The organism is Variovorax raffinosi (assembly GCF_051216615.1).
Lineage (GTDB): Bacteria > Pseudomonadota > Gammaproteobacteria > Burkholderiales > Burkholderiaceae_C > Variovorax.
In genome coordinates, this window is record NZ_JBPJZR010000004.1 from 239,868 (window position 1) to 265,937 (window position 26,070).

Consider the following 26,070-nt stretch of genomic DNA (forward strand, 5'->3'; position numbering starts at 1 on the left):
AAGCGGCGTCAGGCGGGCTGGGGCGAGGTCGCGCGCCTGAGCAGGCTCAGGTAGCCGGGCTGCACTTCCATCCGCGCCGTCGCGCCCTGGCGCTGCAGCAGGCGGTGCGCCTTCGGCAAGGCCCAGCAGGGCAGGTTGGTGAACATGTGGTGCTCGCAGTGGTAGTTGACCCAGTAGGGCGCCACGAAGATGCGTTCGAGCCAGCCGGCGTGCGTGGTGCGCGCCTGGCGCAGCGGATCGGCCTCGTTCTGCGCGACCAGCGCATGCTCGGCGATGTTGCGCACGCGGCTCACGAGCGGCAGCCATGTCGCCATCGGCAGCAGCCACATCAGCAGCCAGGCCCACCAATAGCCAGCGAGCGCGAACGCCAGGAAGCCGAGCCCGTTGGCGATGAGAAAGCGCCGGTCTTTCGCGATCTCGCGGCCGAACACCTTCAGCGCGGACTCGCCTGGCGCACGCTTGCGGATGCCTTCGGCGATGTGGCCGAAGCGCTGCTTGTAGAAGGTCTGCCCGCTCAGGTCGCGCACGACCTTGCGCCACATCGATTCACGCGTGATCGGAAAGGGCGCCGACAGCACGAGGTCCGGGTCTTCGGTCTGCTGCACGAAGCGGTGGTGCTGCAGGTGGTAGGGCCGGTAGTCGCGCAGCGTCGACGAGCACAGCCAGTACCCGACCCAGTCGTTGACCTTGCGGTTGCGGTGCAGGCCCGCGTGCGCGGCATCGTGCATGAGGATGAACAGGCCCAACTGCCGCGTGCCGACGATCGGCACCATGAGCGCGATGGTCCACGGCCACACGATGCCCACGAGCATCGCGGCGCCGATCACGCCCCAGCAATGCACCACCAGCCACAGCCCCTTCCATGACGAGCGCGTGGTGAGCGCCTGCCACTCTTGGGTGGAGAAGAAATCTTCGGGTTGGGCTCGGGGTGCGGCGGCCATGCGGGCCAGTATGCGCCGCATGGGTGCGGGGGAACACGCGGAATTCCCCGAGGTGCGAGTGAAGCCCTTGGACCTACTTGTCGATGATCTTGCGGGCGAAGACTTCGAGGTAGTCCATGAGGCGATTGGCGCCGGCAATGGCCGCCGCCTCGTCGCCGGTCGCGATGCCCTGCGCCAGTTCGAGGTGCGCGTTGGCGCCTTCGACGATCTCGCCTTCGTGCTGGTAGGCGTACCAGAAGCGGCGGCATTGCACGATGAGCGGCACCACCGCCTTCACCGCCGAGTCGTTGTGGCTGGCCTGGTGGTTGACGAGGTCGAGCGCGCGGTCGGCCTTCATGTAGTCGTTGAGGTCGCCACGGCCTGCGGCCTCGACCATGGCCTCGGCGCAGCGCACGATGGCCGTGCGCTGCAATGCGGTGGCGCGGCGCGCCGAGCAGGCGGCAATCAGCAGTTCGAGCACGCGCCGGGTCTGGATCACGTCGAGGTGGTCGGCCAGGTCGATGGTCGACACCAGCAGGCCACGGCGCGGCTGCTGCACGATGAGGCCGATCGACACCATGCGCATCAGCGCCTCGCGCACCGGCGTGCGGCCCAGGCCCGTGCGGTCGGCAAGGTCGGCCTCGGCGATCTGGCTGCCGGGTTCGAGCTGCATGGTCGACAGCAAGGTCTCGATGGCGTCGTAGGCCACGTCGGCGGCGCGGCGCTTGGGCGGTGGGCGGGTGTCGGTCTTCTTCGGGGGGGCCATGGGTTTCTTCTGCGGCGGATGCCGCTGCTGCGACGTCATTGTCGGGCCTCCTCATGGCCTGCCAGGCCGGCCAGCGTGGCGATGCGGACCGGCGACAGCGGCGGGCGCGGCACGGGCGGCGTCCATCCGAAGAGGAACTGCGCGGCGTCGCCACACACGCGGCCCTGGCAGGCGCCCATGCCGCAGCGGCGGTGCAACTTGGCATCGGTCCAGCCGCTGCAATTCGAGAGAGAGGACAAGGGCACGTCTTCGCAGCGGCACACGAGCGTGTCGGGTTGCGGCATCTGCCGGATGTCGGGAGTCAATGCAAAGCTGCGATGCAGCCGCGCGGCGAAGGCGTTCCAGCGGGCGCGTTCGGCCTCGTGCGCTTTGGCGGCGGGCTCGTTGCCCACGGCTGCGTAGCCAGCGATGGTGCCCTGGGCCAGTGCGCGTTCGCTGCCGCCGAAGCCTGTGCACTCGCCGGCCGCGTAGATGTCGGGAATGCTGGTGGCTTGTCGCGCATCGACCGCGAGGAACTGAACGCCGAAGCCTGCAGGTGTAAGTGCGCAACCGAGCAACTGGCCCAACTGCGTGTTGGGCGTGAGGCCGAAGCCGCAGGCCACGCGATCGCATTCGATCTCGACCTCACCATCGCCTTGCCGCAGGCGGACCGATTCGACTTGCGTTGCGCCTTGAACCGAGACGATGCGCGATGAGGTGCGGTACTGCGGATCGGCCAGCGTCACCGCCTGCGCCGCCTTGCCCGGCCAGCGCAGCAGACTCGCGCCAAAGCCCGCGACCGATGCGAGCGATGCCTGCTCGGCAATGCGCAACACCTTCGCTCCCGCCGCGCGCGCCGTGGCCGCAGCGGCCAGCAGCAGCGGCCCGCTGCCCGCGATGACGATGCGCTCGCCCTCGACCGGCAGGCCTGCCTTGATGAGCGCCTGCAGGCCGCCCGCACCCGTCACGCCGGGCAGCGTCCAGCCGGGGAAGGGCAACAGCAGTTCGCGCGCGCCGGTGCAGAGGATCAGCTTCTTCCACTGCATGCGCGTGGCGCGCTCGGCATCTTCGAGCAGCAATTCGTTGACAGCAGGCACGGCGACGATGCGCGTGCCGCTGCGCACGCGGATGTTGGCGTGGCGTGCGAGCGCCTCGCGCCACTTGCGCGCCGCCGGAGGCAGCTTCGCGCCCGGCCCATCGCGCCAGATCTGGCCGCCGGGCGCGGGGTTGTCGTCGATGACGACGATCGACGCGCCACTGGGCGCCGCCGCCACAGCCGCAGCCATGCCAGCCGGACCCGCGCCGACGATCAGCAGGTCGCAATGTTCCGGTGCCGTGCCGCTCATTCGGTCGTCTCCACGCGCATGCCTTCGCCGCAGACGGTCTGGCAGGCGAGCCTGCGCCGGCCATCGACCAGCACCCGGCATTCCTGGCACACGCCCATGCCGCAGAAGGGCGCGCGCGGCTGGCCGCTGACCGAAGTGCGCGCCACGCCCATGCCGCCCGCGATGCACAGCGCGGCCGCGACCGAACTGCCGGTCTTCACGCGCACGAGGTGGCCGTCGATGTGCAGCAAGGTGTGATCGCTCATGCCGTCTCCAGCAAGCCGCGCGGCGCGTAGGGCACGGCGTCGAAGTCAGGAACGGCGCCGGTCATCAGGGCAGCGAGCAGGTGCGCGCTACCCGGCGCGGTGGTCACGCCGAGGCCCTCGTGTCCGACCGCCAGCCAGAGCCTGTCGCGCCACGGGTGCTTGCCCAGCAGTGGCAGGCCATCGGGCGTCGCGGCGCGCATGCCGGTCCACGAACGCACGGCATTCAGATGAGCGAGCCCCGGCAGGTAATCGAGCGTGCGTTGGAGCATGCGCGCGAGCATCGGCGTTTCGACCGTCGGGTCCGTCGTGTCGAACTGGCGCGATGAGCCGACCAGCAGTTGCCCCGTGGGGCGCGGCTGCACGTTGAACGCGACCGAGTCACCATCGCTGTGGTGCGCGCTGGTCACGTAGCCGAGTTCGACAAGCTGGTGATGCACGGTGCCCGGATAGCGGTCGGTGATCAGCAGGTGGCCCTTCTTCGGGCGTATCGGCAGCTCGGGACACAGCGTCGTCGCATGGATGCCGTTGGCCAGCACGATCTGCGGCGCGGTGCGGCGGCTGCCATCGGCCATCCGCAGCGTGCCGTCGTCTTCGATGGCCTCGACCTTCGCCTGCTCGATGCGGATCGCATCGCCGCCTTCGTCGATGAGCCAGCGCGCCGCGTTCGGCGCATAGAGGATGCCGTCGCCCGGCACTTCGAGCGCGCCCGACAGGCCCCGGCGCAACGCGGGCTCGGCCTGCGCCAATGCGGCCGCGTCAAGCAGGCGGCTGTCGATGCCATGCGCGCGCAGCCGTTGCTGCTTGCGCTCGGCCTCGGCCATCTCTTCTTCGTTCGCGGCGATCCAGAGCGTGCCGCAGGGGCTGTATGCGCAGTCTTCGCGCATGCGCGGCGCAAGCGCGCGCCAGCGTGCGATCGAATCGCGGCTCAGCGCGAGTTCGGCCGGGTTGTCGTCCATCACCACGAGGTGGCCCATGCCAGCGCCCGTGGCGCCGCCGATGCGGGCATCGAGCACCAGCACGCGACGGCCGGCCTGCGCCAGCGCATGGGCACACGCGGCACCGACGATGCCGGCGCCGATGACGATGACATCCGCGTCCATGCCGCCCGGCACTAGAGCCGTATGCCCCAGCCGAACGGGTCTTCGTCGTCGATCAGCAGCGTGGCTTCGGCGCTGATGTGCGCGCGGCCGCGCAACGTGGGAATGACCTTGTCGCCATCCATCGCGTAGCTGGCCTCGAACACGCTGCCGATCACGCTGGCCTGCTTCCAGACGGCCCCCGGCGCGAGCTTGCCGTCGGCCGCGAGGCAGGCGATCTTGGCGCTGGTGCCGGTGCCGCAGGGCGAGCGGTCGTAGGCGTTGCCGGGGCACAGCACGAAGTTGCGGCTGTCCGCGCCTTCGCCTTCATCGCTGGCGAAGAGTTCGATGTGGTCGATCTCCGCGCCATCCGCACCGGTGATGCCCTGAGCGGCCAGTGCGCGGCGCAATGCCGCGGTGTAGTCGGTCAGCGCGGCGAGGTTGTCGCTCGCCACGCGCTGGCCGTGTTCGCTCACCAGGAAGAACCAGTTGCCGCCCCAGGCCACGTCGCCGCGCACGGTGCCATGGCCGGGCAGCTCGACCGCCACCTGGTGCAGGTGCCGGTAGGCCGGCACGTTGCGCACGCTCACCGAGCCGTCGGCATGCAGCGTGGTCGTGACCGTGCCCACGGGCGTTTCGATCTTGTGTTCGCCGACGCCAATGCGCCCCATGTGCGCAAGACTCGCGACCAGCCCGATGGTGCCGTGGCCGCACATGCCGAGGTAGCCGGCGTTGTTGAAGAAGATGACACCGGCGGCCGCATCCTTCGACACGGGCTCGCACAACAGTGCACCCACCACCACGTCACTGCCGCGCGGCTCCAGCACGGCGGCCGCGCGCCACTTGTCGTGCCGGTCGGCCAGCAGCGCACGGCGCTCGGCCATGCTGCCGCCACCCAGATCGGGAAAGCCGCCGATGACCAGGCGCGTGGGCTCACCGCCGGTGTGCGAGTCGATGATCTGGATGCGGTGCATGTTGTCTTCGGGCTCAGTAGCTGGCGAGGGGAACGGGCGCTGCGTTCTTGAAGGTGAACACCGTGATCGGCGCCTGCTTCATGTTGCCCTTGTCGTCATAGGCGTAGGTCGCGGCCACGCCCTTGTAGGTGGTCTTGTAGAGCTCAGCGCCGACCTTGTCGGGGTCGATCGAATTGGCCTTCTGCATCGACTGGCCGATGAACATGACCTGGTCGTAGTACGAAGCCGCGTAGGCGTCGGCATCGACGTTGAAGCGCTGCTTGAACTTGGCCTTGAAGGCCGGGCCGCTTTGCGCCTTCTCGAGGATGGAGCCGCCCTGCGCGCAGAACACCAGGTCGTTGACCGCATCGCCACCGAGCTTGCCGGTGGCGGGGCTGCAGACGGTGTCGCCGCCCAGCAGCTTGCCGGGCACCGCGAGCTGCTTCATCTGGCGTGCCATCGGTGCGGCCTGCGGCGCGTAGCCACCGAAGAAGATGGCCTCGGGCGCCTTGGCCTTCATGTTGGTCAGGATGGCGGTGAAGTCGACCGCCTTGTCGGTGGTGAACTCCTGCCCGACGACCGTCAGGCCCTGCGTCTTCGCTTCCTTGGTGAACTCTTCCGCCAGGCCCTGGCCGAAGGCGGTGCGGTCGTCGATCACGCCGACCTTCTTGACCTTGAGCACCTTGGCCGCATAGATGGCCATGGCGCCGCCGATCTGGTTGTCGCTGGCGATGATGCGGTACAGGTTCTTGTAGCCGCCCTGCGTAACCTTGGGGTTGGTGCCCACGGTCGACAGCAGCACGCCGCCGTCGCTGTACAGGCGCGAGGCCGGAATGGCCACGCCCGAGCAGTACGGGCCCATGACGTACTTCACGCCGTCGTCCACGAATTTCTGCGCCACGCTCACGCCGGTCTTGGCGTCGCACTGGTCGTCTTCGGAGACCAGCTCGAACTTCAGCGTCTTGCCGCCGACGCTGATCTTCTTGGCGTTGAGTTCCTCGACGGCCAGGCGCACGCCGTTTTCATTGTCCTTGCCCGCGAAAGCGTTGGGGCCCGACAGCGGACCGCTGTGACCGATCTTGACCACCTGCTCCTGCGCATACGCCTGGCCTGCAACGGCGAGGGCCACGAGGCTTAGAAACGGAACCATGTGTGCTTTTGTCTTCATGCTTCTTCCTAGGTTGGGGACGATGAAAAGGAGGTTCGTTTTATGCGATTACGCGACGGACTGGTACTGGGCAGGACGCGTAGCCAGCGCCTTCTTGACGACGCCTTCGATGAAGGCGCGCTCCTCGCCGATCAGCGGCAGGCGCGGACGGCGCATGTGCTCGGAGCCCACGCCCACCAGCAGGTCGATGAGCTTCAAGTTCTGCACGAGCTTGGTCGACACGTCCAGGTGCAGCATCGGCGTCATCCACTGGTAGAGCTTGAGCGCTTCTGCAAACTTGCCGGCTTTCATCAGGTCGTACAGCGCCACGGTCTCGCGCGGGAAGGCACAACCGACGCCGGCCAGCAGGCCATCGCAACCCAGCGCCAGGCCTTCGTAGGCGAGGTCGTCCACGCCCAGGAAGAGCTGGTAGCGGTCGCCCACGGTGTTGCGCAGGTCAGTGATGCGGCGGATGTTGTCGGTGCTCTCCTTGATGGCCGCGATCCATTCGCAGTCGGCCAGCTCGACCATGTGCTCAGGCTTGAGATCGACGCGGTAAGCCACCGGGTTGTTGTAGACCATGATGGGCTTCTGCGCGGCGTTGGCGATGGTGCGCACGTTCAGCATGGCTTCGCGCGCATCGGCCACGTAGATCACCGAGGGCATCACCATGAAGCCGGCCACGCCGAGCTTGTTGGCGCCATCGACATAGCGCAGCGCCTCGCGGGTGCTGGTCTCCGACACGTTGGCCAGCACCGGGATGCGGCCGTCAGCAGCGTCCAGCGCGATCTTCGCGACCTGCAGCTTTTCTTCCAGCGTCAGCGTGCTGGCTTCGCCGAGCGAACCGCAGGTGACGAGGCCGTGGATGCCGTTGCGGATCTGGAAGTCGATGTGACGGGCCGTGCCCTCGGCATCGATGCTTTCGTCGGCGTGGAACTTGGTGGTGATGGCGGGGAAGATGCCTTGCCAGCGGGGATTGCTCACGGTGTCGCTCCTGTGGAATGTGCGGCGGGAAAACACCGCGATCTAAATATATTAATAATATATCCAACAGATATCCGTAGGGCAAGCGCGCTTCCGGGCGCATGGTTTGTGTGATACCGGGGCTAAAGGCGGGCGCGGGCGAGCCCCTCGCCGCGCGCCTGTTTCACTTCTTCCAGAACTGCCAGCGCTTCGCAGGCTTTCCCGGCAGCTCGATGCCTTCGGCGCGGGTCGAAAGAAACTGCAGGTACTTCGGGTCTTCGTCGGCCAGCAGTTCGGGGCCACCGCCCATGTAGGCGCGCATCAACTCATCTGCCGCGCGGTCCAGGTTGCCCAGTTCGAACTGGCACTGGCCCAGCCGAAGGTGCAGGAAGGGGTTGCCGATGGCATCCGGGAAATGCATGGCGTTCGAGAGGTTGTCGCGGCCAGCCTCGAAGTCACCGGACAGGAAATTAGCGTCGCCGATGGCGGCCAATGTCCAGGTGCCGGCCTCCCAGTCGGTCTTCGGTTCGGGCAGCAGGTCGAAGGCCGCCCAGTACAGCGGGAAGGCCTCGGCGAACTGCCCGGCCTCTGCCTGCGCGTCGCCCTGCGCGCACAGCCGCTTGATCTCTTCGTGAATGTCGTCGGGCAACTCCGTCATCGATTGCATCTCCCTCATGTTCAATTGCGGCCGTCTGCCGGGCGCAACTGATTGCCCTTGAGGATGACCGGCTTGCCGATGGGCGGCGCGCTCTTGGTCTCGACCGTGCGCAGCGTGCCGTTCTGCATGCGCACGCCAACCTCGTAGACCGTCACCGTGCGCACGTGCTTTTCGATGGCATTGCCAGCGAAGCCACCGCCGACCGCGCCGAGCACAGTGACCGCAGCGCGTCCGCCGCCGTGGCCGAACTGGTTGCCGACCAGCCCGCCCACCACGCCGCCGGCCACCGCGCCGACGCCGGTGGTGGGCTGCGCACGTTGCACCGGCCGTACCGATTCGACCTGGCCGCAGACCGCGCAAGGCGGTGGCGCCGGCCGGGCTGCAACCATCGGCGCATTCGCGCCAGGCGCCGGGCCGGGCTGAATCGCTTGCATAGGGGCCGGCTCCGGCGCCCTGGCGGGTGCCGGCATCGGTGCCGCAGCCATGGCCGGCGGTGCCGCGCCTGCGCCCGTGGGCGGCGCAACGGGCGCCGCGGGCATGGCCTCCGGCTTGAAGTCGTCCGGCGCCCGGGGCGATGCGGCGGCAAGCACCGCGGGCGGCGGCGCGCTGGCGCCGGTGTCGCCGCCCTGTTTGTGCATCAGCACGCCGGCGAGCGCCACCACGGCTGCTGCCAGCACGCCGATCACGGCCCACAGTGCCTTGGGCGACTTGCTCACTTGCTGCCCCGGTGCGGGGTCGAGCGGTGTGGTCGAGTCCATGAAAAATTCCCTTTTCGTCCGATGCCGGGTGCATCGGAATCCACCAGGGAGCATGGCCGAGGCCGGCGCGTTGTCAATTGACCGGCGTCCTACATGGCGCGTGAACCGTTACACCTTGTCAGTCGATCTTCGCGCCTGACGCCTTGACGACCGCGCCCATCGCGTCCCAGTCCGTGCGCAGCAGCTTCTGGAATTCTTCCGGGCTCTGGCTGCGCGGCTCCACGCCCAGGCGCTTGAAGCGCTCCTGGATCGCGGGGTCGGCCAGCACCTTGTTGGCCGCGATGTTGATGCGCTCGACTTCGGCCTTGGGCGTGCCGGCCGGCGCGAGCAGGCCGATCCACGAATCGAAGGCATAGCCCGGCAGGCCGCTTTCGGCCACGGTCGGCAGCTTCGGCAGGAAGGGGCTGCGCGACTGGCCGGTGGAGGCCAGCAGCTTCACGCGCGCATCGTCCTGGAAGCCGATCACGCCGATGCTCGACGAGATCACGGCCTGCACGCGGCCCGCGAGCACCTCGTTGACGGCCTCGCCGGTCGACTTGGTCGGGATGTGCGTCATCTGCAGCCCCGCCTTGGCAAGGAACGACGCCATCGCCAGGTGCGTGGCGCTGCCGTTGCCGGCCGATGCGTAGTTGTACTTGCCGGGGTGGGCCTTGACCTCCTTGATGAAGTCCGCCGTGTTCGACACGTTGAGCCCGCTCGTCACCGCCAGCACGTAGCCCGCGTTGCCGACGTTGGCCACGCCCACGAAGTCCTTCAGCGGGTCGTAGCTGAGCTTGTTGTAGAGAAAGCCCGCGATGTTGTGGCTCGCGGCCGCAAGGATCAGCGTGTTGCCGTCGCCCGGCGCGCGCGCCACGAGGGCCGCGCCCACGGTGCCGCCCGCGCCCGCGCGGTTCTCGACGATGGCGCTGGCGCCGAGCGCCACGCCCAGTTCGTTGTTGAAGGCGCGCGCCACCGTGTCCTGCACAGCGCCCGTGCCGAAGGGCACGACGATGTGCAGCACGCGCTGTTGTTGCGCATGGGCCGGTGCGAAGGCGCCGAACGCCATGCAGGCGGTGGCGGCCGCGAGCGCGGCCAAAGAGCGTCGGGTGCGCAGGTGGGAAGACATCGGAAGGGCCGCTTTCATCATCATCGTCAACGTGGAAAAAACTCAGGTGCCCGTCTGCAGCCAGCGCTGCGCCAGCTTCACGAAGTAGCTGGCACCGATCGGGATGATCTCGTCGTTGAAGTCGAACGAGGTGTTGTGGATGATGCAAGGGCCGGGCCCGTGGCCGCCGAGCCGGTGGTCGCCGTCGCCATTGCCCAGGAAGGCATAGCAACCGGGCCGCGCGAGCAGCATGTGGGCGAAGTCTTCGGCGCCCATCACGGCGGGGAAATCGTCGGTGACCATGTCCTCGCCCACCACCTCGCGCATCACGCCGGCGGCAAAGCGCGCCTCCGCCACGTGGTTGACCACCGGTGGTGACGAGCGGTTGAAGAACACCTCAGCCGTGCAGCCATGCGCCGCCGCCACGCCCGCGGCCACTTCGCGCAGGCGGGCCTCGATCTTGTCGATGGCGTCGATGGAAAAGGTGCGGATCGTGCCTCCCACCGTGGCCACGTCGGGAATCACGTTGGGCGCGTCGGAGCCCTGCAGTTGCGTGACCGCGAGCAGTGCGCGCTCGGTGCTCGGAATGGTGCGCGGCACGATGGTCTGCAACTGCTGCGCCAGCGTGACCACCGCTGCCACCGGGTCGATGCCGGTGTGCGGCATCGAGGCGTGCGTGCCACGACCGCGCACGGTGATCTTGTAGGTGTTGCTCGACGCCATCAGCGCGCCTTCGTTGAGCGCGAAGCGGCCGACGTCGCCAACCGGGAAGTTGTGCAGCGCAAACACCGCGTCGCAGGGAAAGCGCTCGAACAGGCCGTCCTGGATCATCTTCTTGGCGCCTGCCTTGCCCATCTCTTCGGCGGGTTGAAAGATGAAGTGCACGGTACCGTCGAAATCGTCAGGCCCCTGCTGCGACAGATGCCATGCGGCGGCCAGCAGCATCGTCGTGTGGCCGTCGTGCCCGCAGGCGTGCATGCGGCCGGCGTGGGTGGACTTGTGGGCGAACTCGTTGGCCTCGTGCAGCGGCAGCGCGTCCATGTCGGCGCGCAGGCCGATGGTGCGGCTGCCCGTGCCCTTGCGCAGCACGCCTACGAGCCCCGTGCCGGCGATGCCGCGGTGCACCTCGATGCCCCATTCGGCGAGCAGGCTCGCGACTTTTTCGGAGGTGCGGTGTTCCTCGAAACCGAGTTCGGGATGCGCGTGGATGTCGCGCCGGATGTCGACGAAGCGGGTGGCGTGGGCGGCGAAGGAGTCGACGATGTTCATGGCGGGTGGGGCTGCGAAAGAGTCGTTCGAAGAAAGAAGCGAACGATTCTGGCGCAGCCGCCCGCCGGGCGCACGCTGGTTTGCGCGCGGTCAGTCGCGCGAGCCGGCAGGCCGGTCGGTCAGCCCAGCCGGCCTTCCTGCCGCAGCTTCGCGCCGATGCGCCGGATCTCGGCCTCGCCCTGGTCCAGCGTCGCCCGGCTCGTGTGCACCGAGTAGTGGCCCATCACCAGCTCGTGCGGATGCTTCACCGCCGAACCCAGCACGAAGGAGGTGTCGCCATGCGCCACGAAGTCCAGGGCCGCGTCGGATTCCTCGAACACCGCCAGCTCGCCGGCATCGACCGGACCCGCGGCACTGTAGCCCGCGCCGAGCCGGCCTTCGTTGACCGCGACCCAGCCCACCGTGTGGCCGGCGGGCGGCGTGTAGCGCCAGCGCTCGCCGTCCTTCAGTTGCACGGCCAGGTAGTTCATCGGGGACGGGGCCGGAATGGCGCTTTGCGCCGCGCCGTAGCGCCCGAGCAGCACGCGCGCCGGGCCTTCCTGCGGCACCTGCGAGGGCGCAAGGTAGATGCTCTGGGCCGGCGCGTTTTCTTCCGAGGCCGGCAGCGCCACCCAGAGCTGGAAGCCCTGCACGCGCTTGACGCCCGGCGCAGGCGCGCCGGTGTGCCACGCGCCGTTGCCCGCGCGCATCCACTCGACGCCGCCGCCCAGCAGCACGCCTTGTTCGCCGGTCGTATCTTCGTAGAGCGTGTCGCCCTCGATCAGCCAGGTCAGCGTGGCAATGCCCGAATGCGGATGCAGGCCGAAGCCCTTGTGGCCGCCTTCGGTGTTGAAGCCGAACAGGTCGAGGAACACGAAGGGCTTGAGGAATTCGCCCAGGTCGCCCGGGCTCACGAGCCGTGTGATCGCCCCGTGCTTCGAGCCGCGCGTGCGGTAGACGATGGCGCGGGCTTCGGTGTCGGTTGCAGTGCCGATTGCGGTTGCAGTTGCAGTTGCGGTGGTCATGCGGCGTCCCTCGCGGTCTTCAGCGCCGTGGCCCACCACGCGATGTCGTCCAGCATGCCCTTGGCGGCCTGCGCCAGGTGCGGGAAGTCTTCGAAGGTCTTGCCCTGCTGCCAGATGCCCAGGAACTCGACCATGCCGATGTGCACGGCATTGCGCACCGGCGCCATCTGCATCTCGACGGCGATCAGGCGCAGTTGCTCGATGGCGCGCGCCGCACCCACGCCGCCGTAGCCCACGAAGCCGATCGGCTTGCGGGTGAACTCCTTGTAGGCCCAGTCGATCGCGTTCTTCAGCACCGCGCTGGGGCCGTGGTTGTATTCGGGCGTGACGACGACCAAGCCGTCGAAGGTGGCCAGCTTGGCCTGCCAGCGCTGCGCGGCCTCGTTCTTCACCGGGCCCCAGGCGGGCGCGCCGGCTTCGTTGAAGAAGGGCAGCGGATGGTCGCGCAGGTCGACCAGTTCGAAGGCGAGGTCGGTGCGTTGTTTCGCGATCTCGTGGATCCACTGCGCGGGCTTTTCGCCGAAGCGGCCTTCGCGGGTCGAGCCGAGGATGATGCCGATGCGGGGTTGTTGTTGGGTCATGGGGTACTCCAGAAAATTGAATGAAGAAAAGAGCTCAGGCCGCCGTGACGGCCAGCCGGGACACGGGACGAAGGCGCCAGGCGACGAAGCCCGACAGCAGCGCCAGCACCGCCGCCGGCGCGGGGTTGCCGCCGATCAGCACCAGGTGCGTGGCCACGCCGCAGACCATCGTCGCGGCCAGCAGCAGGCCGCCGAGAAAACCGGTCGCCGGCACGAGCAGCAGCACGGCGCCGCCGACTTCGACCAGACCGGTCACATAGCGGAACCACTGGCCGAAGCCGATGGCGTCGAAGACCTGGACCATCTGCGGCACGCCGGCCAGCTTGGATGCGCCGGCCGCGCCGAAAGCCAGCGCCAGAAGGATGCGAACGCCCCAGACGATGCGACGCTGGGTGGGGGAAGTGGGGTGTTGGGAAGTCATGGGCAGAAGGTTAGGCACGCACCCGTTGATCGACTAGACGGTAGAGTCGGATTGCACTCGTCCAGAATTCGAAGGAATCAGCCCGCCATGCTCGACCTCAACGACATCGCCATGTTTGTGCAGGTGGTGCGCCACGGCAGCTTTGCCGAGGCCGCGCGGCGGCTGGGCCTGCCGCCGAACACCGTCAGCCGGCGCATCCAGCAGCTCGAAGCGCAACTGGGCACCCGGCTGATGCAGCGCTCGACACGCAAGCTGACGCTGACGAGCGCGGGGCAGGAATTTCATGACCGCTGCGCGGCGGCGGTCGACGGGCTGGCGGCGGCGGGGCAGGAGCTGGCAGCGGGCGGGCAGGCGCCGAGCGGGCTGGTGCGGGTGGCCGCGCCGGCGGATTTCTTCGATTTCTTCCCGATGGAATGGGTCGCGGATTTCCTCGCGGCCCATCCGCTGGTCAAGCTCGACTTCGTGCTCAGCGACGCCCCCGCCGACCTGATCGCCGAGCGGATCGACGTGGCGTTCCGTGGCGGCGTGCTGCGCGATTCAGGCTACATCGGCCGGCGGCTGGCCACGCGCAGCGGCGGCTTGCTGGCAAGCCCCGCCTACATCGCGCGGCGCGGCCAGCCCGCCAGCCTGCAGGAGCTGGCGAACCACGACTGCGTGACCCCGCCGCACCCCACCGGCCACACCACTTGGCGGCTGGCCGGCCCCGATGGGGAGGAAGAAGAAGTGCAGGTCACAGGCCGCTTCACCGGCAACACCGCGCAGGCGCTGCGCAAGGCGGCGCTGGCCGGGCTGGGCATCACGCAGCTTCCGCCGTCGATGGCCACGCGCGACGAGAAGGAAGGCCGGCTGGTGCCGGTGCTGCCGCAGTACCGGTACACCGGCCGGGGCCTGAGCGTGGTCTACCCGAGCCGCAAGCACCTGCCGCTGGCGGTCTCGACCTTCATCGACACCGTGATCGGCAAGCTGGGCCAGATGGACGTGCTGCTGGAGCCCGCGCCACCGGGGAAAGCCTAGCCGCCAGCGCTTTTTCGTTTCCACTGAAAATGCGACCCCATGAAAATCGAAAAAGACACCGTCGTCACCATCAAGTACAAAGTCTCGGATGCACAGGGCAAGCTCATCGAAGCCAGCCCCGAGCCGATGGCTTACCTGCATGGCGGGTACGAGAACACGCTGCCCAAGATCGAGGAAGCGCTCGATGGCAAGGAAAAGGGCTTCCAGACCACGCTGGACCTCGCGCCCGAAGATGCCTTCGGCCAGCGCGACGAGGCGCTGGCGCGCAGCATCCCCAAGGCCGACTTTCCGCCGGGCGTGAAGGTTGGCGGACAACTGCAGGGTCGGCTCGACGACGGCACCGAGCATGTGTTCACCGTGGTGAAGATCAAGGGCCCGGTCGTGCTGCTCGACGGCAACCATCCCTGGGCCGGCAAGGCGCTGCGCTTCAGCCTGCAGGTGACGGACGTGCGCGCGGCGCTGCCAGTGGAAATCGAGCACAAGCATGTGCATGGGGCGCACGGGCACCATCACTGATCGATGAGGCGGTCGAAGGCTTCTTCTTCGACCCGGCGCCTGCTCGGTTCAGTTCTCCTTCCAGAACCGCGGCGCGCCTTCGATCTTCTCCAGGGCCTTGCGACAGGCCTTCGCGCCGGCCGCATGGCGCGCGCTGAACCAGCCCACGGCGAACCACGCTCGCGCATCGCGCTGCGTGGCTTCGCGGTAGAGCACGAGCGCCACGGCTTCGTCGTTGAATTCGCCCAGCGCGTCCTGCGCGGGGCGCAGCGCTTTCAAGTAGCGCTCGGCGGCATTCTTGTCGCGCCCCTTGTCTTGCGCCTCGAACAGCGGCGCGACGAATTCGGCGAGGTAGCGCAGGCGCTTGAGCCGCTTGCGCACGCGGTGCTGGCTTTCGGTGTCCAGCGACTCGAAGCGGGCGCCGTTGCGCACAGCCTGTTTGTGCAGATGCTGCAGGCGCTTGCGCAGCAGGCGACGGGCGGCGTCGGCGCTCATCGGGGTGGGGGCTGACGGGGTCTCGACCGCTTCTTGAGTGCCGCTCACCGATGCGGCTTCCGCCGGTCCCGCGGCAGTGAATCCAATCAGCGAAACCAGCACGCCCTGGAACGCCGGCGCGCGCACCAGATCGCCGGACGACGGCGCAGAAGCGGCCGCGTCATCGCCCGCCAGCGGATCGAAGTCCGGCGCGCCCGCATCGCGCAATTGCGGCTGCGCCAACTTCACGACCTGCTCGCGGTCGCGCAGGGCACCGAGCGCGCGGAAGGCGTCGACCAGCGGCGGCTCCCATCCGCTGGCATCGAACAGGCCCGGGGCCGCATCGAGCCCCGCCAGTTCGCGCAGCGCGGTGCGCAGGCGCCGGATGCCGATGCGCAGTTGATGGATCTGTTCTTCGTCGGTGCTGCCGGCCGCGATCTCGCTGGCATTGGGCAGCATCTGCGCGAGGCAGGACGCGACCACGGCCTGCTGGATCGCGCGGCCGTCGGGGTGCTGCGCGGCGAAGCGGGGCGCCTCGGCCTTCACGGCAGGCACGATGTCCTGCGCGGCCAGCAGGCGCGCACCGCGCTCGGCCTTCGAGACGGTGCTGAACCACAGCCCATGCTGCTGCGACCAGCGGCGTGCGAGCGACACCAGCCCCTGCACGTCGCCGCGCTTGAGTTCCAGCTCCAGTTCGCACACGGGGGATTCGCGCTGCTCGGGCGTGCCTGCATGGGCGACGACCTTGCCGACGTCGAGCGCCATCTCCACGACCGCGCCGCCGGGCCCGGTGACGCGCACGTCACGCGTGAGCCGCACGATGTCGGTCGATTGCCGCTCGACCAGCGGTGCGCCGCCATCGGCCAGCAGTCGGGTGAGCCGGTCGCCGACGGGCGTGCCTTGGTGGCGCTGCGGGTCGATGTCGGGCGTTGCGCTGCTCGCGCCCAGGTCGACGTTGTGCTCCAGCCGGTGCAGTGCGTTGTCGCCTGTGGCCTTGACGGTCTGCACCCAGCGCCGCCCCTCCTTGCGCAGCCGCAGCACCATGCCGTGCGCGGCAAGCTGCTGGTCGGCGGTGTCGAAATAACGGGCCTGCAGGCGGGTGCGGACCACGGTGCCGCGCCGCAGGGCGGCCTCGACGGCCTTCAGGCGGCCGGCGGGAATACAGAACTTGAACTCGATTTCCATGGTGGCCATGATGCCCCGTCTTTTTCCCCTGCACCCTGGCCCGCGCAAGCAATTCAAAAATCATGTGGACACCGTCCATTTTCTTTGATATCTTTTGTGGACGGCGTACACAAGACCTTGCGAAGACGCCGATTTCACCTTCAACCGAACCAGGAAAACCTCATGGCCAACAAGCAGATCTTCGTGAACCTTCCCGTCAAGAACCTCGAAAAGACCAAGGCTTTCTTTGCCGCGCTGGGCTACACCTTCAACGCGCAATTCACCGACGCCAACGCCGCGTGCATGGTCATCCAGGAGGGCAGCATCCACGCGATGCTGCTGGTCGAGGACTTCTTCAAGACCTTCACGACCAAGAGCCTGACCGACACCAGCAAGAGCACCGAAGTGCTGCTGTGCCTGTCGTGCGAGAGCCGCGCCGAGGTCGATGCGATGGTCGCCAAGGCGGTGGCCGCCGGCGGCACGGTGCCGCGCGAGCCGCAGGACTACGGCTTCATGTACGGCCACGGCTTCCAGGACATCGACGGCCATCTGTGGGAGCTGATGTACATGGACCCGAACGCCGTCGTGACCCACCAGAACCCGTAAACAACGCCACGCGGCTGAAGACCCGGACGATGCCCATCGTTCCATACGCGCTCTTCACTGTTGCACGGGCGGTGCCTACCGGAAGGCGGCGCCGCCCCGATATTCCCTCCACTGGCACGGCATCATCGGCCGCGCCCCACCTGGAAAGGAATAGCAGCATGTCCGACAACAACAAGAGCCCCATCGTCAAAATCGCCCCCCTCGGTTTTCCGTGGCAGACGATCGACCCGTTCCTGTTCTGCGTCTATCACGACGACGCGTACCCGAAGGCCAACGGGCAGATGGGCCCGCAGGCCTCGCTGGCCGGGCGCCAGATCGGCCAGGACTTCAGCCGCAAGGACGGCTGGAGCATGTACCACGGCGACACGGTGCCGGGCTTTCCCTCGCACCCGCACCGCGGCTTCGAGACGGTGACCATCGTGCGCAAGGGCCTGGTCGATCACTCCGACTCGCTGGGCGCCACCGCGCGCTTCGGCGGCGGCGACGTGCAGTGGCTCACGGCCGGCAAGGGCATCGTGCATTCGGAGATGTTCCCGCTGCTGGACGCGGGCGCGCCGAATCCGCTGGAGCTGTTCCAGATCTGGCTGAATCTGCCGGCCAAGAACAAGATGGCCGAGCCGCACTTCACGATGTTCTGGTCGGACGCGATCCCGCGCTTTGCGTCCGACGACGCGAAGGGCGGCCGCACCGACGTCGCGGTGATCGCCGGCAAGCTCGACGACGGCGTGGCCGGCCAGGAGCCGATCCAGCCACTCGCACCGCCGCCCGACTCGTGGGCTTCGCAGGCCGATGCCGACGTGGCGATCTGGACCATCAAGATGACGCCCGGCGCCCAATGGACGCTGCCCGCCGCCACGGGCGAGGGCACGCGGCGCATGCTGTATTTCTTCAAGGGCGCCGCGGCGCTCATCGCCGGCCAGCGCGTCGAAGGCCCCGCCGCCATCGAGCTGCGTGCGAATGCAGACGTGGAGCTTGTCAACGGCAACGACGAAGCGAGCGAGTTCCTGGTGCTGCAGGGCCGCCCGATCGCCGAGCCGGTGGCGCAGTACGGCCCCTTCGTGATGAACACGCAGGCCGAGATCAGCCAGACCATGGCCGACTACCGCCGCACCCAGTTCGGCGGCTGGCCCTGGGACGATTCGGCGCCGGTGCATGCGCACGATGCCGCGCGCTTTGCGCGGCATCCGGGCGGGCGCGAGGAAATCCCGGCGGGTTGAGCCGGGGCGCGCTTCAGCTTCAGAACGTCTTGAGCACCTCGGCGTTCAGGGCGGTCATGCTGGGAATGAACTCGATCACGTCGGTGCGCGCCACGCCGTTCTGCACGAACGGATCGCGTGCCAGCACGGCGTCGAGGCCATCCCGGTCGCCCGAACGCGCAAGGATCACGCCGCCCTTGCGCGGCACCTGCCGACCCGAGGCCACGAACAGGCCGCTCGCGTAGTGCTTCTTGAGCCAGGTGAGGTGCGCGTCCATCAGCGCGTCGAGTTCTTCGAGCGGGCGGATGTAGGTGAGGGTGACGATGAACATGGCGGGATCGCGGGTAGTGCGGAAGCCCCGATCCTATGGCCTGGGCAGGGCAGTTGCGGGGCGCGTGTGTGTCTGCCAGGTAACTGTGCCTACGGCGGTTGACCGGGGGTCGTGCTTCGCCTACATGCCGCCGGCAAGCACCGACGCCACCAGCCACACATTGGCCGCGCTGATCGCGCCGAACAGCAGCCACGCCAGCCCCTTGAGCACCGGCCCATTGGCAAAGCCGCCCATCATCTGGCGATTGCTGGTGAAGCGGATCAGCGGCCACATCGCAAACGGCAACTGAAAGCTCAGCACCACCTGGCTGAGCACCAGCATCTTGCCCACGCCACCATCGCCGAACCACCACACGCCCAGAAAAGCCGGCCCCAGCGCGAGCCCCCGCGTGATCAGCCTTCGTTGCCAGCACGGGATCTTCAGGTCGAGAAAACCTTCCATGATGATCTGGCCCGCGATGGTGCCGGTGAAGGTCGAGCTTTGCCCCGAGGCCAGCAGCGCAATGCCGAACAGCGTGGCCGCGAGCGCGCTGCCGACGATGGGCTCGATGAGCCGGTAGGCATCGTCGATCTCCGTCACTTCGCGGTGGCCCGTGGCATGGAAGGCGCTGGCCGCCAGCACCATGATCGCCGCGTTGACCAGCAGCGCGAGCGACAGCGACACCACCGCGTCGAGCGTGCAGAAGCGCACCGCCTCGCGCCGGGCCGCGTCGGTGTCGGCGATCAAGCGCGTCTGCACGATGGACGAATGCAGGTACAGGTTGTGCGGCATCACCGTCGCGCCGACGATGCCGATGGCCAGATACAGCGCGCCCGGCTGCTGCAGCCGCTCCAGGCTGGGGCCGAAGCCCATCGCCACGCCGAACCAGTTGGGCGGCGCCATCGCCAGCTCGACGATGAAGCAGCCCGCGATGGTGCCCACCAGCCCGAGCACGATGGCTTCCACGCGCCGAAAGCCCGCGCCCTGCAGGCCCAGCACCAGCAAGGTGTCGAAGGCCGTGATGGCGATGCCGACCGGGATCGACACGCCGAACAGCAGGTGCAAGGCCAGTGCACTGCCCAGCACTTCGGCGAGGTCGCAGGCCACGATGGCCAGCTCGGCACCGAGCCACAGCAGGCGGTTGACGCGCGGCGAGTAGTGCGTGCGGCAGGCGCGCGCCAGGTCTTTCTGCGTGACCAGCCCGAGCCGCACGCACAGCGTCTGCAGCAGCATGGCCGCGAGGCTTGCGAGCAGCACCACGAAGAGCAGGCCGTAGCCGAACTTCGAGCCGGCCTCGATGTCGGTGGCCCAGTTGCCCGGGTCCATGTAGCCGACCGACACCAGCAGCCCCGGGCCCGCGTAGCGCATCAGCTTCCTGAAGAAGGGCAGCTCCTGCGGCACCGCCACGCTGCCCTTGACCTCGGAAGGGCAGAAGGGTGCGGTGGCCTTGCGCGGGAGCGGGAAGAACATGCGGGCGATGATAGGGGCGCGTCGCGAATCGAAGGGGCGGCGCTGCGGTTGTCGCCGACCGGACCCGCGCGCAAGCGCCCGATCTCTTAGATTCGACAGCCGCATCCATTCATCCATCTGTCTGTTTGTTTGCCTGTCTGTCCACCTACCTGCACCGGAGACTTTTTCAATGATCCACGTCCTTGCCGTCATCACCGCCAAGCCGGGCCAACGCGCCGCACTGCTCGAAGCCTTCGCCGCCAACCGCCCGGCCGTGCTCGCCGAAGCAGGCTGCATCGAATTCGCCGCCACGGTCGATGCGCAAGGCGTTCCGCCGTCGAAGGCCAGCTTCGGGCCCGACACCTTCGTCGTGGTCGAGAAGTGGGAGTCGCTGGCCCACCTGCAGGCGCACGCCGTGGCGCCGCACATGGTGGCGCACAGCGCGCGGACGAAGGAGCTGACGGCGGCCAAGCTGATTCACGTGCTCGAGCCGGTCTGAGTCCGAGCCCCAGCTCGCACCCCCGCGTGCCTTCGCGCGCGACGGGATGCGTGCTACCGTCGCGCCGGGGAGCAGGCATCACGCAGAGGAGGCCACCGGCATGGCGATCTTTGGTTCGCACGATTTCCGCTCGCGCGCTTTCGGCATCGCATCCGGTGTGCTGGCCAGCGCCTTCCTGACGGCCGGCTGCGCACCACTCATGGCGCCGCCCTATGCGGCCGACTACGAAGCGCTCGACCAGCTCGAAGCCACCCGGCCCGGCATGGTCGCCGTCGCGAAGGCCCAGCCCACCGACCCGCAAGACAAGATCAACACGCTGAGCCTGCGCCGCGCAAAGCTGGTGTCGCCCAGCGGCAGCTTCGCGCAGTACCTCGAAGACGCGCTGATGCGTGACCTTGGCGAGATATCGGCCTATGACCCGAAGGCGCCGACCCGCATCGCCGCGCGCATTCTGGTGAACGACATCGACCTGGGCATCGTCAACGGCACCGGGCGCATGGACGTCGAGGTGACCGTCACGCGCGACGCCACGCAGCGCCTGCGCAAGACCTACCGTGCAGAGACGGCCTTCGATTCGAGCTACGCCAACATCGTGGCCGTGCCCGCCGGGCAGGCGGCGTACCCGCGCCTCGTGCGCGCCTTGCTGCGCGAGGTGTATGCCGACCCGCAGTTCGTGGCCGCCATCGGCCGCTGACGTCACAGCTCCGGAGGCACGAATGACGACGGGATCTTCTTTTCTTTCGGCAACGATGCGGCTGGCAGCCACCACCGCACTGGTGGCCTTGCTCGCAGGCTGCGTCCATCCGATCACGATGATCACCGAGACCGCGCCACCACGGTCGCAGGCGCACCTGATTCCGAAGAAGGTCGCCTACGTGATGACCGATGCCGAGCGCGATGTGGAGGTGATCACGCCCGGTGGCAGCGGCGACCGCGTGAGCTACTACCCGTACCGTGATCTGGAAAAGTCGATACGCGATGCGCTGCGCGCCGTGTACCGCGACGTGGTGGTGCTGCGCACTGCCGGCGATGCGAAGGCGAACGAGGCAGCGGGCGTGTCGCTGGTGTTCACGCCGCGCATCAAGACGGACTCCAGCTCGACTTCTTTCATCAGCTGGCCGCCGACGTCGTTCACGGCGGAGGTCTCGTGCGTGGTGACCGATGCTGCCGGCGCGGAAGTGACGCGCGTGCGCGCGACCGGCAACGGCACGGCGGAGTTCGGCGAGTTCAAGGGCGACTTCGGGCTGGCCGCGCGAAGGGCCGCGACGCGGTTGACGTCGCAGTTGAGCAGTGAGATTCGCAGGGACGAGAAGCTGCGTTGAATCATCGCGGCGCCCGGCCGACAATTCAGTCGATGCCAAACACCGCAACCCTCTGGGAGGATGCCGAACGCCGCGCGCCGGACCTTGCGCGCGCATTGGCTCGCACCGAGCTGGCGTTCGGAAACTGGGCGCCACTCACCGCACCGGCAGCGCTCGAAGCCGCCATTGCAACGGGATGGCAACGCGTCATGGCATCGGCCCGCGAAGGCAAGGTGTCGCTCGATCCTTCGTTCATCGCTTCGCTGCACGGGTCGATCGCTCGCGCCATCGGGGCCCTTGGCGCGGGCATTTTTCGCGAAGGCGAACATCCATCGGACTGGGCAACATTCAAGCGTGCCCTCGATGATTCCGCACTGGAATACGGCCTGGCCGGCAGCACCGAGGCCTGGGTACTCGCCCAGTTGTACTGGGGCGGGCATCTGGACTCCCTGATGTTCTCCGTGGCCTGGCTGCTCAGCGGCGGCATCCGGTTGCAGGAGGGAATGCAGATGCTCGTGCCGGATGCGATGCACGACCCGGAGCTGAAGAAAAACCTGGACTGGGCTGGCCCCGGTTGCTACGACGCGGAGAGCTTGCGCGGACTCATCGGGCGCTACGAAGCGGAACAGATGCCGGACTTGTCGTCCCCATGAAAAAACGCGCCCTCGGGCGCGTTCCTGTTCTGCCGGCGAAGCCTTACTTCGACACGACCTTCACCATCTCCAGGCACTTGTTCGAGTAGCCCCATTCGTTGTCGTACCAGCTCACGAGCTTCACGAAAGTGCTGTCCAGGGCAATGCCGGCTTCGGCGTCGAAGATCGAGGTGCGCGGGTCGCCGCGGAAGTCGGTGGCGACCACCTTGTCCTCGGTGTAGCCCAGCACGCCCTTGAGCGCGCCTTCGCTCTGTGCCTTCATTTCGGCGCAGATTTCCTTGTACGTGGCTTCCTTGACCAGCTCGACCGTGAGGTCGACCACCGACACGTCGGAGGTCGGCACGCGGAAGCTCATGCCGGTGAGCTTCTTGTTGAGCTCGGGGATCACCACGCCCACGGCCTTGGCGGCGCCAGTGCTCGACGGAATGATGTTTTCCAGGATGCCGCGGCCGCCGCGCCAGTCCTTGTTGCTCGGGCCGTCGACGGTCTTTTGCGTGGCGGTGGCAGCGTGCACGGTGGTCATCAGGCCGCGCTTGATGCCCCACTTGTCGTTCAGCACCTTGGCCAGCGGGGCCAGGCAGTTGGTGGTGCAGCTGGCGTTGCTGATGATGGCTTCGCCGGCGTACTTCTTGTCGTTCACGCCGTAGACGAACATGGGGGTGTCGTCCTTCGACGGTGCCGACAGGATCACCTTCTTGGCGCCCGCGTCGATGTGCTTCTGCGCGGTTTCCTTGGTGAGGAACAGGCCGGTGGATTCGAGCACGACGTCGGCGCCGACTTCGTTCCACTTCAGTTGCGACGGGTCGCGCTCTTGCGTGAGGCGGATCTTCTTGCCGTTGACGATCAGCGTGTTGCCTTCAACCGTCACTTCGCCCTTGAAGCGGCCATGCACCGAGTCGTACTGGAGCATGTAGGCCAGGTATTCGGGCTCGAGCAAGTCGTTGATGGCAACGATCTCGATGTCGTTCTTGAAGTTCTGCACTGCTGCGCGCAGCACGTTGCGACCGATGCGGCCGAAGCCGTTGATACCGAGTTTGATAGCCATCTGACTTGCTCCTAAGGTTGAAAACTTGTTGTGGACGAACGGGAAGAAGAAGCGCCTGCCGCGGCTCAGTCGCGCAGTGCGGCTTCGACCGTGGCAGCGACGTTCTCTGCCGTGAATCCGAAATGCTTGAACAGCTCCGGTGCCGGTGCCGACTCGCCATACGTGTCGATGCCGACGACGGCCGCGCAGCCGTACTTCCACCAGCCACCGGTGCAGCCCATTTCGACGGCGATGCGCGGAATCTTCTTCGGCAGCACGGCCTTCTTGTAGGCGATGTCCTGGCGGTCGAAGGTGGTGGTCGAGGGCATCGACACCACGCGCACGGCGATCTTCTTTTCGGCCAGCAGCTTTTGCGCAGCGAGTGCGAGCTGCACTTCGGAGCCGGTGGCGATGATGACGGCGGCCGTCTTCTTGCTCTTGAGGCCGACGGCTTCAGGCTCGGACAGCACGTAGGCGCCGCGGCTGATGTCGCCCAGCTCCGACTTCGGCGCATAGGCGATGTTCTGGCGGCTCAGCAGCATAGCGGTCGGGCGCGTCTGGTTCTGCAGGGCCACGGCCCATGCCACGGCGGTTTCGGCCGTGTCGCCCGGACGCCAGACGTCCAGGTTCGGAATCAGGCGCAGCGAGGCGGCGTGTTCGATCGACTGGTGGGTCGGGCCGTCTTCGCCCAGGCCGATGGAGTCGTGCGTGAACACGTGGATCACGCGGCGCTTCATCAACGCGGCCATGCGGATGGCGTTGCGGCTGTAGTCGCTGAAGGTGAGGAAGGTGCCGCCGTAGGGGATGTAGCCGCCATGCAGCGTCACGCCGTTCATGATGGCGGCCATGCCGAATTCGCGCACGCCGTAGTTGATGTGGCGGCCGATGGTGCCGTGCGGTGCTTCAACCGGTGCTTCGGGCTTGGCTTCGTCTTCGGCGCCTTGCTTGGCTTGCACCGCAGGCAGGTTCATGACCACGGCGCCGGTCTTCGGATCGAAGCGCAGGGCGGGCGTGCTCTTGGTGTTGGTGAGGTTGGAGCCGGTCAGGTCGGCGCTGCCGCCGAGCATTTCGGGCAGCGCGGCGGTGAAGGCTTCGAGCGCGAGCTGGCTGGCCTTGCGGCTGGCGACGGTCTCGGCCTTGGTGTGGGCGGCGACCACGGTGTCGAAGGCGACCTGGTGGAAGTCCTTGGGCAGCTCGCCCTTCATGCGGCGGGTGAACTCGGAAGCGAGCTCGGGGAACGCAGCGGCGTAAGCGGCGAACTTGTCGTTCCACGCGGCTTCGGTCTTTGCGCCTTCGGCCTTGTGGTCCCAGTCGGCGTACACGTCTGCGGGGATTTCGAAGGGCGCGTAGTGCCAGTCGATGGCGTCGCGGGTCAGCTTGATTTCTTCGGCGCCGAGTGCTTCGCCGTGTGCCTTGGCGGTGCCGGCGCGGTTCGGGCTGCCCTTGCCGATGACGGTCTTGCAGTTGATCAGCGTGGGCTTGTCGGTCGATTGCTTGGCCTTGGCGATGGCCTTGGACACTTCCTTGGCGTCGTTGCCATCGATCGGGCCGATCACGTGCCAGCCATAGGCGTGGAAGCGCTCTGCCACGTTGTCGATGTACCAGGGCTTGACCTGGCCGTCGATGCTGATGCCGTTGTCGTCGTACAGCGCGATCAGCTTGTTCAGATGCCAGGCGCCAGCCAGTGCGCAGGCTTCGTGGCTGATGCCTTCCATCATGCAACCGTCGCCCAGGAAGGCGTAGGTGTGGTGGTCGACGATGTCATGGCTCTTGCGGTTGAACTCGGCGGCGAGCAGCTTCTCGGCCAGCGCGAAACCCACGGCATTGGTGATGCCCTGGCCCAGCGGGCCGGTGGTGGTTTCAACGCCCGGCGTCACGTCGACTTCGGGGTGGCCGGCGGTCTTGCTGTGCAGCTGGCGGAAGTTCTTGATCTCGCCGATGGGCAGGTCGTAGCCGGTGAGGTGCAGCACCGCGTACAGCATCATCGAAGCGTGGCCGTTCGAGAGCACGAAGCGGTCGCGGTCGAACCAGTGCGGGTTGGCCGGGTTGTAGCGCAGGTGGTCGCCCCAGAGTGCGACGGCCATGTCGGCCATGCCCATCGGTGCACCCGGATGTCCGGAATTTGCTTGTTGGACGGCATCCATAGCCAGCGCGCGAATCGCGTTGGCCATCAGGGCTTCGTTTGCCATGGGCATGGGACTTTCGGGGGAAAAGGGTGGGAGGGGATAGGGGGGAACCCGCGATTTTACCGGGCGAGCCCGGGCCGGCGCCGATACAGGCCCAACACCCCGCTGATGTTCTTGTGCGGCAGCCGGACTGCTAGAGTTGCCACCCATGCATGGGCTGCACCTCACCGCCGACCTTCACGACTGCCAATGCGGTCTTCAATGGCTCACCGACAGCGCGGCTTTGGGCGCGGTCTGCGCCAAGGCGGTGTCGGCCTCCGGACTGCAGGCGGTGGGCAAGCTGGTCCACGCATTTCCGGGCACTTCGCAGGGGCCGGGCGGCGTGACGGCCACGCTGCTGCTGGCCGAATCGCACCTGTGCATCCACACCTGGCCCGAGCAGCGCGGCGTGACGCTCGATGTGTACGTCTGCAACTTCAGCGGCGACCATTCGGCCAAGGCGCACGCGCTGATGGACGGGCTGATCGCGCTGTTCCAGCCCCGCCACAGCGAACGCAACGAGCTGCAACGCGGCCGCGTCGCAGCGTGA

The 26,070-nt window shown here is 67.6% G+C and carries 29 protein-coding genes; 9 read left to right on the forward strand and 20 right to left on the reverse strand.

Translation table 11 applies throughout. From position 1 onward, the window contains the following. Positions 1-8: 8 nt before the first annotated feature. The 15 genes from ACSFB7_RS15250 to ACSFB7_RS15320 all read right to left on the reverse strand — a co-directional run bounded on the left by ACSFB7_RS15250 (position 9) and on the right by ACSFB7_RS15320 (position 13,170). Complete coding sequence (locus ACSFB7_RS15250; protein ID WP_435471440.1) at positions 9-941, reverse strand: fatty acid desaturase family protein; 933 nt, start codon at positions 939-941, stop codon at positions 9-11. A 73-nt stretch (positions 942-1,014) separates the two neighbouring features. Then, positions 1,015-1,686, reverse strand: a complete 672-nt coding sequence (locus ACSFB7_RS15255; RefSeq protein ID WP_435471442.1) for a GntR family transcriptional regulator — start codon at positions 1,684-1,686, stop codon at positions 1,015-1,017. A 35-nt stretch (positions 1,687-1,721) separates the two neighbouring features. Next, the gene (locus ACSFB7_RS15260) at positions 1,722-3,011 is read right to left on the reverse strand and encodes an FAD-dependent oxidoreductase (protein WP_435471444.1); all 1,290 of its coding nucleotides are present in this window, start codon (positions 3,009-3,011) and stop codon (positions 1,722-1,724) included. Beyond that, positions 3,008-3,256: a (2Fe-2S)-binding protein gene (locus tag ACSFB7_RS15265; protein WP_435471446.1), complete on the reverse strand. Its 249-nt coding sequence runs from the start codon at positions 3,254-3,256 to the stop codon at positions 3,008-3,010. Before ACSFB7_RS15265 ends, ACSFB7_RS15260 begins: the two co-directional genes overlap by 4 nt. Next, the gene (locus ACSFB7_RS15270; RefSeq protein WP_435471448.1) at positions 3,253-4,356 is read right to left on the reverse strand and encodes an NAD(P)/FAD-dependent oxidoreductase; all 1,104 of its coding nucleotides are present in this window, start codon (positions 4,354-4,356) and stop codon (positions 3,253-3,255) included. The genes ACSFB7_RS15265 and ACSFB7_RS15270 overlap by 4 nt, the downstream gene beginning before the upstream one ends. Before the next feature lie 11 nt (positions 4,357-4,367). After that, positions 4,368-5,306 carry a 4-hydroxyproline epimerase gene (locus tag ACSFB7_RS15275; RefSeq protein WP_435471450.1) on the reverse strand — a complete coding sequence of 313 codons (939 nt, stop codon included), beginning with the start codon at positions 5,304-5,306 and terminating at the stop codon, positions 4,368-4,370. Between the two features lie 13 nt (positions 5,307-5,319). Beyond that, a complete protein-coding gene (locus tag ACSFB7_RS15280) occupies positions 5,320-6,453 on the reverse strand; it encodes a branched-chain amino acid ABC transporter substrate-binding protein (protein WP_435471452.1) in 1,134 nt (377 codons plus the stop codon). A gap of 48 nt (positions 6,454-6,501) precedes the next feature. After that, on the reverse strand, positions 6,502-7,416 hold the full coding sequence (locus ACSFB7_RS15285; RefSeq protein ID WP_435471454.1) for a dihydrodipicolinate synthase family protein: 915 nt from the start codon (positions 7,414-7,416) through the stop codon (positions 6,502-6,504). Positions 7,417-7,579: 163 nt separating this feature from the next. Next, positions 7,580-8,053: a tetratricopeptide repeat protein gene (locus ACSFB7_RS15290; protein WP_435471456.1), complete on the reverse strand. Its 474-nt coding sequence runs from the start codon at positions 8,051-8,053 to the stop codon at positions 7,580-7,582. Between the two features lie 20 nt (positions 8,054-8,073). After that, on the reverse strand, positions 8,074-8,811 hold the full coding sequence (locus ACSFB7_RS15295) for a glycine zipper 2TM domain-containing protein (protein ID WP_435471457.1): 738 nt from the start codon (positions 8,809-8,811) through the stop codon (positions 8,074-8,076). Positions 8,812-8,929: 118 nt separating this feature from the next. After that, the gene (locus ACSFB7_RS15300) at positions 8,930-9,916 is read right to left on the reverse strand and encodes a tripartite tricarboxylate transporter substrate-binding protein (protein ID WP_435471459.1); all 987 of its coding nucleotides are present in this window, start codon (positions 9,914-9,916) and stop codon (positions 8,930-8,932) included. Between the two features lie 42 nt (positions 9,917-9,958). Beyond that, a complete protein-coding gene (locus tag ACSFB7_RS15305) occupies positions 9,959-11,164 on the reverse strand; it encodes a M20 aminoacylase family protein (protein ID WP_435471461.1) in 1,206 nt (401 codons plus the stop codon). 119 nt (positions 11,165-11,283) lie between these two features. Next, on the reverse strand, positions 11,284-12,168 hold the full coding sequence (locus ACSFB7_RS15310) for a pirin family protein (protein WP_435471463.1): 885 nt from the start codon (positions 12,166-12,168) through the stop codon (positions 11,284-11,286). Then, positions 12,165-12,749, reverse strand: a complete 585-nt coding sequence (locus tag ACSFB7_RS15315; RefSeq protein WP_435471465.1) for an NADPH-dependent FMN reductase — start codon at positions 12,747-12,749, stop codon at positions 12,165-12,167. Before ACSFB7_RS15315 ends, ACSFB7_RS15310 begins: the two co-directional genes overlap by 4 nt. Before the next feature lie 34 nt (positions 12,750-12,783). Beyond that, positions 12,784-13,170, reverse strand: coding sequence for a DoxX family protein (locus tag ACSFB7_RS15320; RefSeq protein WP_435471467.1), 387 nt, complete (start codon positions 13,168-13,170; stop codon positions 12,784-12,786). An 87-nt stretch (positions 13,171-13,257) separates the two neighbouring features. Between ACSFB7_RS15320 and ACSFB7_RS15325 the strand changes: the two genes are divergently transcribed. Beyond that, positions 13,258-14,184: a LysR family transcriptional regulator gene (locus ACSFB7_RS15325; RefSeq protein ID WP_435471469.1), complete on the forward strand. Its 927-nt coding sequence runs from the start codon at positions 13,258-13,260 to the stop codon at positions 14,182-14,184. Positions 14,185-14,223: 39 nt separating this feature from the next. Continuing rightward, positions 14,224-14,700, forward strand: a complete 477-nt coding sequence (locus ACSFB7_RS15330; protein ID WP_435471471.1) for an FKBP-type peptidyl-prolyl cis-trans isomerase — start codon at positions 14,224-14,226, stop codon at positions 14,698-14,700. A 48-nt stretch (positions 14,701-14,748) separates the two neighbouring features. Here the strand turns inward: ACSFB7_RS15330 and ACSFB7_RS15335 are convergent, their stop codons facing one another. Further along, on the reverse strand, positions 14,749-16,347 hold the full coding sequence (locus ACSFB7_RS15335; protein WP_435471473.1) for a CYTH and CHAD domain-containing protein: 1,599 nt from the start codon (positions 16,345-16,347) through the stop codon (positions 14,749-14,751). 153 nt (positions 16,348-16,500) lie between these two features. Between ACSFB7_RS15335 and ACSFB7_RS15340 the strand changes: the two genes are divergently transcribed. After that, positions 16,501-16,923 (forward strand): VOC family protein, encoded by a 423-nt coding sequence (locus ACSFB7_RS15340; RefSeq protein WP_435471475.1) that lies wholly within the window; start codon positions 16,501-16,503, stop codon positions 16,921-16,923. A 158-nt stretch (positions 16,924-17,081) separates the two neighbouring features. After that, positions 17,082-18,140, forward strand: a complete 1,059-nt coding sequence (locus tag ACSFB7_RS15345) for a pirin family protein (RefSeq protein ID WP_435471477.1) — start codon at positions 17,082-17,084, stop codon at positions 18,138-18,140. Between the two features lie 19 nt (positions 18,141-18,159). Here the strand turns inward: ACSFB7_RS15345 and ACSFB7_RS15350 are convergent, their stop codons facing one another. Both ACSFB7_RS15350 and ACSFB7_RS15355 read right to left on the reverse strand, forming a co-directional pair. Next, a complete protein-coding gene (locus tag ACSFB7_RS15350) occupies positions 18,160-18,450 on the reverse strand; it encodes a YciI family protein (protein WP_435471479.1) in 291 nt (96 codons plus the stop codon). Positions 18,451-18,570: 120 nt separating this feature from the next. After that, the gene (locus ACSFB7_RS15355) at positions 18,571-19,899 is read right to left on the reverse strand and encodes an Nramp family divalent metal transporter (protein ID WP_435471481.1); all 1,329 of its coding nucleotides are present in this window, start codon (positions 19,897-19,899) and stop codon (positions 18,571-18,573) included. Positions 19,900-20,068: 169 nt separating this feature from the next. Between ACSFB7_RS15355 and ACSFB7_RS15360 the strand changes: the two genes are divergently transcribed. From ACSFB7_RS15360 to ACSFB7_RS15375, 4 genes are all read left to right on the forward strand, one after another. Then, positions 20,069-20,377: a putative quinol monooxygenase gene (locus ACSFB7_RS15360; RefSeq protein ID WP_435471483.1), complete on the forward strand. Its 309-nt coding sequence runs from the start codon at positions 20,069-20,071 to the stop codon at positions 20,375-20,377. A gap of 100 nt (positions 20,378-20,477) precedes the next feature. Continuing rightward, positions 20,478-21,071 carry a YajG family lipoprotein gene (locus ACSFB7_RS15365; protein WP_435471485.1) on the forward strand — a complete coding sequence of 198 codons (594 nt, stop codon included), beginning with the start codon at positions 20,478-20,480 and terminating at the stop codon, positions 21,069-21,071. A gap of 22 nt (positions 21,072-21,093) precedes the next feature. Beyond that, a complete protein-coding gene (locus tag ACSFB7_RS15370; RefSeq protein WP_435471487.1) occupies positions 21,094-21,699 on the forward strand; it encodes a hypothetical protein in 606 nt (201 codons plus the stop codon). Between the two features lie 32 nt (positions 21,700-21,731). Next, a complete protein-coding gene (locus tag ACSFB7_RS15375; RefSeq protein ID WP_435471489.1) occupies positions 21,732-22,331 on the forward strand; it encodes a hypothetical protein in 600 nt (199 codons plus the stop codon). 43 nt (positions 22,332-22,374) lie between these two features. On the opposite strand, the gene gap is transcribed toward ACSFB7_RS15375, so the two are convergent. Next, positions 22,375-23,376 (reverse strand): type I glyceraldehyde-3-phosphate dehydrogenase, encoded by a 1,002-nt coding sequence (gene gap / locus ACSFB7_RS15380; protein ID WP_435471491.1) that lies wholly within the window; start codon positions 23,374-23,376, stop codon positions 22,375-22,377. A 65-nt stretch (positions 23,377-23,441) separates the two neighbouring features. Beyond that, positions 23,442-25,544, reverse strand: coding sequence for a transketolase family protein (locus tag ACSFB7_RS15385; protein WP_435471493.1), 2,103 nt, complete (start codon positions 25,542-25,544; stop codon positions 23,442-23,444). Between the two features lie 145 nt (positions 25,545-25,689). Between ACSFB7_RS15385 and ACSFB7_RS15390 the strand changes: the two genes are divergently transcribed. Next, the gene (locus tag ACSFB7_RS15390; protein WP_435471495.1) at positions 25,690-26,070 is read left to right on the forward strand and encodes an S-adenosylmethionine decarboxylase family protein; all 381 of its coding nucleotides are present in this window, start codon (positions 25,690-25,692) and stop codon (positions 26,068-26,070) included.

What these genes read in the sequence shown, in the direction of transcription:
- ACSFB7_RS15250 (WP_435471440.1), bottom strand. Translation starts at nt 941, where the DNA reads ATGGCCGCCGCACCCCGAGCCCAACCCGAAGATTTCTTCTCCACCCAA.
- ACSFB7_RS15255 (WP_435471442.1), bottom strand. Translation starts at nt 1,686, where the DNA reads ATGGCCCCCCCGAAGAAGACCGACACCCGCCCACCGCCCAAGCGCCGC.
- ACSFB7_RS15260 (WP_435471444.1), bottom strand. Translation starts at nt 3,011, where the DNA reads ATGAGCGGCACGGCACCGGAACATTGCGACCTGCTGATCGTCGGCGCG.
- ACSFB7_RS15265 (WP_435471446.1), bottom strand. Translation starts at nt 3,256, where the DNA reads ATGAGCGATCACACCTTGCTGCACATCGACGGCCACCTCGTGCGCGTG.
- ACSFB7_RS15270 (WP_435471448.1), bottom strand. Translation starts at nt 4,356, where the DNA reads ATGGACGCGGATGTCATCGTCATCGGCGCCGGCATCGTCGGTGCCGCG.
- ACSFB7_RS15275 (WP_435471450.1), bottom strand. Translation starts at nt 5,306, where the DNA reads ATGCACCGCATCCAGATCATCGACTCGCACACCGGCGGTGAGCCCACG.
- ACSFB7_RS15280 (WP_435471452.1), bottom strand. Translation starts at nt 6,453, where the DNA reads ATGAAGACAAAAGCACACATGGTTCCGTTTCTAAGCCTCGTGGCCCTC.
- ACSFB7_RS15290 (WP_435471456.1), bottom strand. Translation starts at nt 8,053, where the DNA reads ATGACGGAGTTGCCCGACGACATTCACGAAGAGATCAAGCGGCTGTGC.
- ACSFB7_RS15295 (WP_435471457.1), bottom strand. Translation starts at nt 8,811, where the DNA reads ATGGACTCGACCACACCGCTCGACCCCGCACCGGGGCAGCAAGTGAGC.
- ACSFB7_RS15300 (WP_435471459.1), bottom strand. Translation starts at nt 9,916, where the DNA reads ATGTCTTCCCACCTGCGCACCCGACGCTCTTTGGCCGCGCTCGCGGCC.
- ACSFB7_RS15305 (WP_435471461.1), bottom strand. Translation starts at nt 11,164, where the DNA reads ATGAACATCGTCGACTCCTTCGCCGCCCACGCCACCCGCTTCGTCGAC.
- ACSFB7_RS15310 (WP_435471463.1), bottom strand. Translation starts at nt 12,168, where the DNA reads ATGACCACCGCAACTGCAACTGCAACCGCAATCGGCACTGCAACCGAC.
- ACSFB7_RS15315 (WP_435471465.1), bottom strand. Translation starts at nt 12,749, where the DNA reads ATGACCCAACAACAACCCCGCATCGGCATCATCCTCGGCTCGACCCGC.
- ACSFB7_RS15320 (WP_435471467.1), bottom strand. Translation starts at nt 13,170, where the DNA reads ATGACTTCCCAACACCCCACTTCCCCCACCCAGCGTCGCATCGTCTGG.
- ACSFB7_RS15325 (WP_435471469.1), top strand. Translation starts at nt 13,258, where the DNA reads ATGCTCGACCTCAACGACATCGCCATGTTTGTGCAGGTGGTGCGCCAC.
- ACSFB7_RS15330 (WP_435471471.1), top strand. Translation starts at nt 14,224, where the DNA reads ATGAAAATCGAAAAAGACACCGTCGTCACCATCAAGTACAAAGTCTCG.
- ACSFB7_RS15335 (WP_435471473.1), bottom strand. Translation starts at nt 16,347, where the DNA reads ATGGCCACCATGGAAATCGAGTTCAAGTTCTGTATTCCCGCCGGCCGC.
- ACSFB7_RS15340 (WP_435471475.1), top strand. Translation starts at nt 16,501, where the DNA reads ATGGCCAACAAGCAGATCTTCGTGAACCTTCCCGTCAAGAACCTCGAA.
- ACSFB7_RS15345 (WP_435471477.1), top strand. Translation starts at nt 17,082, where the DNA reads ATGTCCGACAACAACAAGAGCCCCATCGTCAAAATCGCCCCCCTCGGT.
- ACSFB7_RS15350 (WP_435471479.1), bottom strand. Translation starts at nt 18,450, where the DNA reads ATGTTCATCGTCACCCTCACCTACATCCGCCCGCTCGAAGAACTCGAC.
- ACSFB7_RS15355 (WP_435471481.1), bottom strand. Translation starts at nt 19,899, where the DNA reads ATGTTCTTCCCGCTCCCGCGCAAGGCCACCGCACCCTTCTGCCCTTCC.
- ACSFB7_RS15360 (WP_435471483.1), top strand. Translation starts at nt 20,069, where the DNA reads ATGATCCACGTCCTTGCCGTCATCACCGCCAAGCCGGGCCAACGCGCC.
- ACSFB7_RS15365 (WP_435471485.1), top strand. Translation starts at nt 20,478, where the DNA reads ATGGCGATCTTTGGTTCGCACGATTTCCGCTCGCGCGCTTTCGGCATC.
- ACSFB7_RS15370 (WP_435471487.1), top strand. Translation starts at nt 21,094, where the DNA reads ATGACGACGGGATCTTCTTTTCTTTCGGCAACGATGCGGCTGGCAGCC.
- ACSFB7_RS15375 (WP_435471489.1), top strand. Translation starts at nt 21,732, where the DNA reads ATGCCAAACACCGCAACCCTCTGGGAGGATGCCGAACGCCGCGCGCCG.
- gap (WP_435471491.1), bottom strand. Translation starts at nt 23,376, where the DNA reads ATGGCTATCAAACTCGGTATCAACGGCTTCGGCCGCATCGGTCGCAAC.
- ACSFB7_RS15385 (WP_435471493.1), bottom strand. Translation starts at nt 25,544, where the DNA reads ATGGCAAACGAAGCCCTGATGGCCAACGCGATTCGCGCGCTGGCTATG.
- ACSFB7_RS15390 (WP_435471495.1), top strand. Translation starts at nt 25,690, where the DNA reads ATGCATGGGCTGCACCTCACCGCCGACCTTCACGACTGCCAATGCGGT.